The following is a 6,303-nucleotide window of genomic DNA, read 5'->3' as shown; positions in this document are numbered from 1 at the left end:
CGGGCCGCGCACCGCAGCGTTGCGCGGCGGCCGCCTCAGCCGCCGGGGTGGACGCCGCGGAAGCCGCGCCGATAGGCCGAGGGCGAGACCCCCAGGCGCGCGGCGAAGTGCTGGCGCAGCGAGGCGGCGCTGCCGAAACCGGTGTCGGCGGCGATCGCGTCGAGGCCGCGGTCGCTGGTTTCCAGCAGCCGCTGCGCTTGCGCCAGCCGCTGCCCGGCTAACCACTGCCCCACCGTGGTGCCGGTGGCGTCGCGGAAGCGCCGGGTGAAGGTGCGCCGGCTCATCAGCGCGCGCTGGGCCAGCGCGTCCAGGCTGTGCGCGCGGTCCAGGTGGGCCAGCGCCCAGGCCAGCACCTCGCCGAGGCGGTCGTCGCGCGCGGTCGCCGCCAGCGGCTGCTCGATGTACTGGGCCTGCCCGCCCTGGCGGTGCGGCGCCACCACCAGCCGGCGCGCGAGCCGGTTGGCGGCGTCCGCGCCGTAGGCGCCGCGCACCAGGTGCAGGCAGCAGTCCAGCGCCGCGGCGGTGCCGGCCGAGGTGGTGATGCGGCCGTCGTCGACATAGAGCACGTCGCGCTGCAACTGCACGCGCGGATAACGCGCGGCGAAGTGCTCGCTCCACATCCAGTGGGTGGTCGCGCGGCGGCCGTCGAGCAGGCCGGCCTCGGCCAGCGCGTAGGCGCCCAGGCACAGGCCGACGATGCGCGCGCCGCGTTCGTGCGCGCGCACCAGCGCGCGCAGCAGCGGCTCGGGCGGGCGCTCGTTGCCGTCGCGCCAGGACGGCACGATCACCGTGTCGGCCCAGGCCAGCGACTTGAGCCCGTGATCGGCGCTGATGCCGAAGCCGGCGCGCGCGCGCAGCGGGCCGGGCTCGGCCGCGCACACCCGCAGCTCGAACGGCGGCTGCGCGGGATCCTCGCGCCGCTCGAACACCAGGCAGGGCACGGACAGGTGGAAGGCGCTGATGCGGTCGAAGGCGACCACGGCCACGCGCGACAGCGACGGTTCGGCGTTCATGGCCCGATTGTACATGGCCCGATCCTGGCGATGATTGTCGTTCGGGCCAGTGTCGCCGGGGCCGCCACGGGCGAACAATGCGTCCCGTCCCCACTCGCGGAGTTCCGCCATGCAAACCACGATCCCCAAGCGCGCCCTGGTCGTCATCGACGTGCAGAACGATTACTTCGGCGGCGGCCTGCCGATCGAATACCCGCCGCCGCAGCGCACCCTGGCGAACATCGGCCGGGCCATGGACGCCGCCCGCGCCGCCGGCGTGCCGGTGGTCGTGGTGCAGAACACCTCCCGCGCCGGCGCGCCGGTGTTCGACAAAGGCCGGCCGGGCTGGGAGCTCGAGGCCGCCGTCGCCGCGCGGCCGCGCGACCACTACATCGAAAAGACCCTGCCCAGCGTGTTCGCCGGGACCGACTTCGACCAGTGGCTGCAGGCCAACGGCATCGACACGATCGCCGTGGCCGGCTACATGACCCACAACTGCGACGCCTCGACCGTGTTCGAAGCCGCGCACCGCGGCTACCGGGTCGAGTTCCTCGATGATGCGAGCGGTTCGCTGTCCTACGAGAACAGCGCCGGCATGGCCAGCGGCGAGGAGATCCACCGGGTGTTTTCGGTGGTGTTCCAAAGCCGCTTCGCCGCGGTGGTGGGCACCGAGGCCTGGATCGCGGCGTTGAGCTCGGGCGAAGGCTTCCAGACCGATACGCCGTATGCGTCGAACCAGCGGGCGCGGGCACGGGCCGCAGCGGCTTGAGCGCTCATCCGCGCGGCGGCGGTGCGAAGTCGGGCACGTCGAACTTCGGCAGCGGCGCATCGATCTCCACCGGGAAGCCTTCGTCGCGGCCGCTGCGCAGGAATTCGTAGACCGCCTTCTTCGCCTGCGGCGCGTCGCGCAACAGATAGAACGCGCCGTCGTGGCCGCCGCGGTGGACCACGAGGGCGCGGCCGTTGCGGAAGTAGGGCAGCAGTTCGCGGGTGTTCTCCACCGGCGTGGAGGTGTCCCAATCGCCGTGCACGAACAGCACCGGGATGTCGCTGGCGCGCGGCAGGCGGAACGCGTCGCCGAGGTCGGGCGTGGGCCAGTCCGGCGCGGAGGCGATGTTGGAAGCGAAGTTCCAGGCGCCGAGGTAGTCCAGCGCCGGATCGCTGCGCAGCCGGTATTCGCGCGCCGCGCTGACGCCCAGGCTGCTGTCGGCCAGCGGGCCGATCAGCTTGATCTCGCCGGCCGCGCGCTGTTCGACGACCTCGCGCGCCCAGGCGTCGTAGTGCCGGTGATACAGCGACAGGATGAAGGCCGGCCATTGTCCGGCCTCGTCGGCGTGCGCGAGCAGGGCCAGTTGCAGGTCCTGCGCGCCGAGCGCCACGGATCGCTCGCGGCCCTGGGCGTCGCGCACGCGCACCCGCACCGGCCCGGCGGCGAAGCGCTCGCGCAGCGCGCGCACCGCGCCCATCAGCCCGCCCGGCGGCAGGTACGGCGCCAGCGCGGGATCGCGCTCGGCCTCGAAGCCGATGCGCTGCAGCGCGGCGAACACGTGCGAGGGCATGTCGTAGCCGTTGTCCAGCGGCTCCACGCCCGACAGCACCGCGCGCGCGATCCGCTGCGGATACAGGCGCATCGTCGCCAGGCTCCACTGCGAGCCGAAGCTGCCGCCGAACAGGCTGATGCGCTCGTAGCCCAGCGCCTGGCGCAGCTCGTCGACGTCGGCGGCGAACTCGGCGATGGTGTAGCCGGACAGGTCCTTGTCGGGATTGGCCGCGACCGCGGTGCGCGCGAGCTCGCGCATCGCCTGCGCGTCGTCGTCGATCGAGGCCGGGCGGTCGAGCGGCGAGGCGGGGTAGGCCGCGGTCAGGCGCTCGCCGCGCAGCGTGTAGCCGCGTTGTTCGACCACGACCAGGTCGCCGACTTCGGCGAACGCGAGCCACGAGCGCAGACGGCTCCGCGCGGATTCGCCGGTGTCGGTGAAGCTGCCGAGCACGCTGAGGCCGGGCCCGCCGGGCAGCCAGAACACCGGCGGCGCGCCGGTCGCGCGCGGCGCCTTGATCCGGGCGAAGCCGACGCCGATCAGGCGGCTGTCGACGCGGGCGCGGTTTTCGCGCACGTAGAGGGTGCCGATTTCGTAAGCGACCGGGCCGGACGGACCGTCGATGCGGCCGTGTTCGACTTCGATCTCGCCGGCCTTGCGCGGCGCTGCGACAGCGGCGAAGGCGAGGCCGCAGCACAGCGACAGCCAGAGGAACTGCTTCCAGGCGGACATGCGCATCGCGGCGGGACCGACGGCGGGAGTGGCGCCATGCTCCCGGCGATTTATCTTCATGTCAAGATACTTGCCGTGAATATAATCCGCCGCATGAGCCGAACCTCCGACCCCAACACCCGAAAGGCCGCCGCGCCGCCGCGGCGCAAGCCCAGGCCCGCGCCGGCGCCGCCGCGCGCTGACGGCGCCGCGCAAGACAACGCCGCCGTGGCCGCCGCCGCCCGCGACGGCGACGTGGTCGATCAACTGCTGTACGACTGGAGCCGCGAACGCCCCGACCTGGACGCCTCGGCGATGGCCGTGGTCGGCCGGGTGCTGCACCTGGGCCGGCTGTTCGAAGCCGATCTCAACCGCAGCCTGCGCGCGCTCGGCATCCCGTATTCGGACCTGGACGTGCTCGCCACCCTGCGCCGCAGCGGCGCGCCGTACCGGCTGACGCCGACGCAGCTGCGGCGTTCGGTGCTGCTGACCTCCGGCGCGATGACCGCGTGCCTCAACCGACTGGAGGCGCGCGGCCTGATCGCGCGCAGCTTCGACGCCCACGACCGCCGCTCGCTCGCCGCCGAACTCAGCGCCGAAGGCGTGCGCCTGATCGACCGCGCCATCGGCGAGCGCTTCGCCCACGCCGAACGCAGCCTCGACGGGCTCGACACGGCCGAGCGCGCGCAGCTGGCGCGGCTGCTGCGCAAGCTGCGGCTGCGGCAGGCGTCCTGAGCGGCGCGAACGCGCGAGCGCGCGGCGAAAACGACGACGGCGGCGCGTCGCCGCGCCGCCGTCGTGGTCGCCGGGGTTCGAGCGGCGCGCCCGCGCCGCCGCGTCAACCCGCGGCCAGCACCGCCAGAACTTGTTCGTCGGCGACGCCCGACACGATCCGCGCCGCGCCGGCGCGGTCCCACAGGACGAAGCGCAGGCCGGAGGCGTCGGCCTTCTTGTCCAGGCGCATGCGCGCCAGCAGGGCCTGCGGATCGAGTCCGGCCGGGATGCGCACCGGCAGGCCGAGGCGTTCGAGCAGGCGCTGCAAACGCTCGGCGTCGGTGAGGCCGGAGCGGCCCAGCGCCGCCGACAGGCGCGCCGCCAGCACCATGCCCACCGCCACCGCTTCGCCGTGGTTGAGGCCGTCGCCGCGGGTGCCGGCGTAGCCCTGCTCGGTCTCGATCGCGTGGCCGAAGGTGTGGCCGAAGTTGAGCATGGCGCGGTCGCCGCGTTCGAACGGATCGCGCGCGACCACGTCGGCCTTGAACGCGCAACTGCGCGCGATCGCTTCGCCGAGCGCGGCATCGTCGCGGGCGAGCAGGGCTTCGGCGTGGCTTTCCAGCCAGTCGAGGAAGCCGGCGTCGAAGATCGCGCCGTACTTGACCACCTCGGCCAGGCCGGCGCGCAGTTCGCGGTCGGGCAGGCTGCGCAGTGCCGAGGTGTCGGCGATCACCGCGCGCGGCGGATGGAACGCGCCGACCAGGTTCTTGCCGCTGGGCAGGTCGACCGCGGTCTTGCCGCCGACCGAGGAGTCGACCATCGCCAGCAGCGTGGTCGGCAGCTGCACGCAGTCGATGCCGCGCATCCAGCAGGCCGCGGCGAAGCCGGCGAGGTCGCCGACCACGCCGCCGCCGAGCGCGATCACGGTCGCGTCGCGGGTCGCGCCGAGTTCGGACAGCGCGTGCAGGCATTGGCCGAAGCGCTCCAGGGTCTTCTCGTGCTCGCCGGGCGGGATCACGAAGCGGGCCACGCTGAGGCCGGGCCGGGCTTCGGCCAGCGCGGCGGCGACCCGGTCCAGGTACAGCGGCGCGACGTTGCCGTCGCTGACGATCAGCGCGTGGCGGCCGCGCAGCGGCTTGCCCAGGCGCGCGCCGTCGGCGAGCAGGCCGGGGCCGATTTCGATGCTGTAGCCGGACTCGCCGGACACTTCGACTTTGCGCGGCGCGCTCATGCGGTGACTCCAAGGGGGGAAGGGGCCGGCGAGGGCGGCCGGCGCCACAGCGCGTCGAGCCGCTGGGCCAGGCCCAGCGCGGCCTCGGCCGCGCCGCCGGCGCCGGTGTCGAAGGCCAGGTCGGCGGTTTCGGCGTACAGCGGCGCGCGCGCCGCGGCCAGTTCGCGCAGCACCTGTTCGCGGTCGCCGCGCGCCAGCAGCGGGCGGCTGCGGTCCAGGGCCAGGCGCTCGAGCTGCTGCTCGACGCTGACCTGCAGGTGCACGACGAAGCCGCGTTCGCGCAGCAGCCGGCGGTTGTCGGCGGCCAGCACCGCGCCGCCGCCGGTGGACAGCAGCAGGCCGTCGCCGCCCAGCAGTTCGGCCAGCACCGCGCTTTCGCGCGCGCGGAAGCCGGCTTCGCCTTCGTGTTCGAAGATCTGCGCGATGCTCGCGCCGGCGCGCAGTTCGAGCTCGCGGTCGGCGTCGACCGCGCGCAGGCCGAAGCGCTCGGCCAGGCGCTTGCCGATGCAGGTTTTGCCCGAGCCCATCGGCCCGATCAGGATCAGATTGCTGGCCGGATTCATGCCGCGATTGTAGGGCACAGCGCCGCCGCCGCGGCGGCGCTTGCGCCGGCTTAACGCACGCCGGCCTAGGCTCGGGGCTCCCGCCGTCGCCGGCTTCGCGCGCGCCGCGGCGCGGTCGTGTCCGCGCGCCTCAGGAGAAACGCTCATGGCGGTCGCCAAGGTCATCGAACTCAGCACGTCGTCCAGCATCGGCATCGAGGACGCGGTCAAGACCGGTCTGGCCAAGTGCGCCGAGTCGGTCAAGAACATCCAGGGGGCCTGGGTCAACGAAATCAAGGTCACTACCGATGCGGCGGGGAACATCCAGGAGTGGCGGGTCAATCTGAAGGTGAGTTTCGTGGTGAATTGATGGGGGCGATGGCCTTGGAGGTTCGCATCCGGCTGTAGGAGCGACGCGAGTCGCGACTGCGGCAATGCGGTCGTTGCGCGGGTTTCGTCGTAGTTGCGTATTCGCGGTCGCGACTGGCGTCGCTCCTACAGGGGCTTCGGCAAGTTTCGTATCTCCCTGTAGGAGCGACGCAAGTCGCGACCAACCGAAGCAACGCAGCCCCGCC

General features: G+C 73.2%; 7 protein-coding genes. 3 read left to right on the top strand and 4 right to left on the bottom strand.

Annotated elements, in window-relative coordinates:
• Positions 1–35: 35 nt before the first annotated feature.
• Positions 36–1,028 carry a GlxA family transcriptional regulator gene (locus A7A76_RS06665; protein ID WP_241200769.1) on the bottom strand — a complete coding sequence of 331 codons (993 nt, stop codon included), beginning with the start codon at positions 1,026–1,028 and terminating at the stop codon, positions 36–38.
• Between the two features lie 94 nt (positions 1,029–1,122).
• Here A7A76_RS06665 and A7A76_RS06660 point away from each other — a divergent pair, with 94 nt between their 5' ends.
• Positions 1,123–1,761: a cysteine hydrolase family protein gene (locus A7A76_RS06660; protein ID WP_206410452.1), complete on the top strand. Its 639-nt coding sequence runs from the start codon at positions 1,123–1,125 to the stop codon at positions 1,759–1,761.
• 4 nt (positions 1,762–1,765) lie between these two features.
• On the opposite strand, the gene A7A76_RS06655 is transcribed toward A7A76_RS06660, so the two are convergent.
• Positions 1,766–3,262: an alpha/beta fold hydrolase gene (locus A7A76_RS06655; protein WP_206410451.1), complete on the bottom strand. Its 1,497-nt coding sequence runs from the start codon at positions 3,260–3,262 to the stop codon at positions 1,766–1,768.
• 93 nt (positions 3,263–3,355) lie between these two features.
• Between A7A76_RS06655 and A7A76_RS06650 the strand changes: the two genes are divergently transcribed.
• Complete coding sequence (locus tag A7A76_RS06650; RefSeq protein WP_206410450.1) at positions 3,356–3,976, top strand: MarR family winged helix-turn-helix transcriptional regulator; 621 nt, start codon at positions 3,356–3,358, stop codon at positions 3,974–3,976.
• 103 nt (positions 3,977–4,079) lie between these two features.
• Here the strand turns inward: A7A76_RS06650 and aroB are convergent, their stop codons facing one another.
• The gene (gene aroB / locus A7A76_RS06645; RefSeq protein WP_206410449.1) at positions 4,080–5,186 is read right to left on the bottom strand and encodes a 3-dehydroquinate synthase; all 1,107 of its coding nucleotides are present in this window, start codon (positions 5,184–5,186) and stop codon (positions 4,080–4,082) included.
• The gene (locus A7A76_RS06640; RefSeq protein WP_206410448.1) at positions 5,183–5,749 is read right to left on the bottom strand and encodes a shikimate kinase; all 567 of its coding nucleotides are present in this window, start codon (positions 5,747–5,749) and stop codon (positions 5,183–5,185) included. The genes aroB and A7A76_RS06640 overlap by 4 nt, the downstream gene beginning before the upstream one ends.
• 145 nt (positions 5,750–5,894) lie before the next feature.
• On the opposite strand from A7A76_RS06640, the gene A7A76_RS06635 reads away from it, so the two are divergent.
• Complete coding sequence (locus A7A76_RS06635; RefSeq protein ID WP_206410447.1) at positions 5,895–6,098, top strand: dodecin family protein; 204 nt, start codon at positions 5,895–5,897, stop codon at positions 6,096–6,098.
• Positions 6,099–6,303: the final 205 nt, after the last annotated feature.

It is taken from the genome of Lysobacter enzymogenes (assembly GCF_017168095.1).
GTDB classification, from domain to species: domain Bacteria; phylum Pseudomonadota; class Gammaproteobacteria; order Xanthomonadales; family Xanthomonadaceae; genus Lysobacter; species Lysobacter enzymogenes_D.
Note: the sequence above shows the minus strand (reverse complement) of the source record. Positions and strands in the feature narration are given on the sequence as shown.

What these genes read in the sequence shown, in the direction of transcription:
- A7A76_RS06665 (WP_241200769.1), bottom strand. Translation starts at nt 1,028, where the DNA reads ATGTACAATCGGGCCATGAACGCCGAACCGTCGCTGTCGCGCGTGGCC.
- A7A76_RS06660 (WP_206410452.1), top strand. Translation starts at nt 1,123, where the DNA reads ATGCAAACCACGATCCCCAAGCGCGCCCTGGTCGTCATCGACGTGCAG.
- A7A76_RS06655 (WP_206410451.1), bottom strand. Translation starts at nt 3,262, where the DNA reads ATGTCCGCCTGGAAGCAGTTCCTCTGGCTGTCGCTGTGCTGCGGCCTC.
- A7A76_RS06650 (WP_206410450.1), top strand. Translation starts at nt 3,356, where the DNA reads ATGAGCCGAACCTCCGACCCCAACACCCGAAAGGCCGCCGCGCCGCCG.
- aroB (WP_206410449.1), bottom strand. Translation starts at nt 5,186, where the DNA reads ATGAGCGCGCCGCGCAAAGTCGAAGTGTCCGGCGAGTCCGGCTACAGC.
- A7A76_RS06640 (WP_206410448.1), bottom strand. Translation starts at nt 5,749, where the DNA reads ATGAATCCGGCCAGCAATCTGATCCTGATCGGGCCGATGGGCTCGGGC.
- A7A76_RS06635 (WP_206410447.1), top strand. Translation starts at nt 5,895, where the DNA reads ATGGCGGTCGCCAAGGTCATCGAACTCAGCACGTCGTCCAGCATCGGC.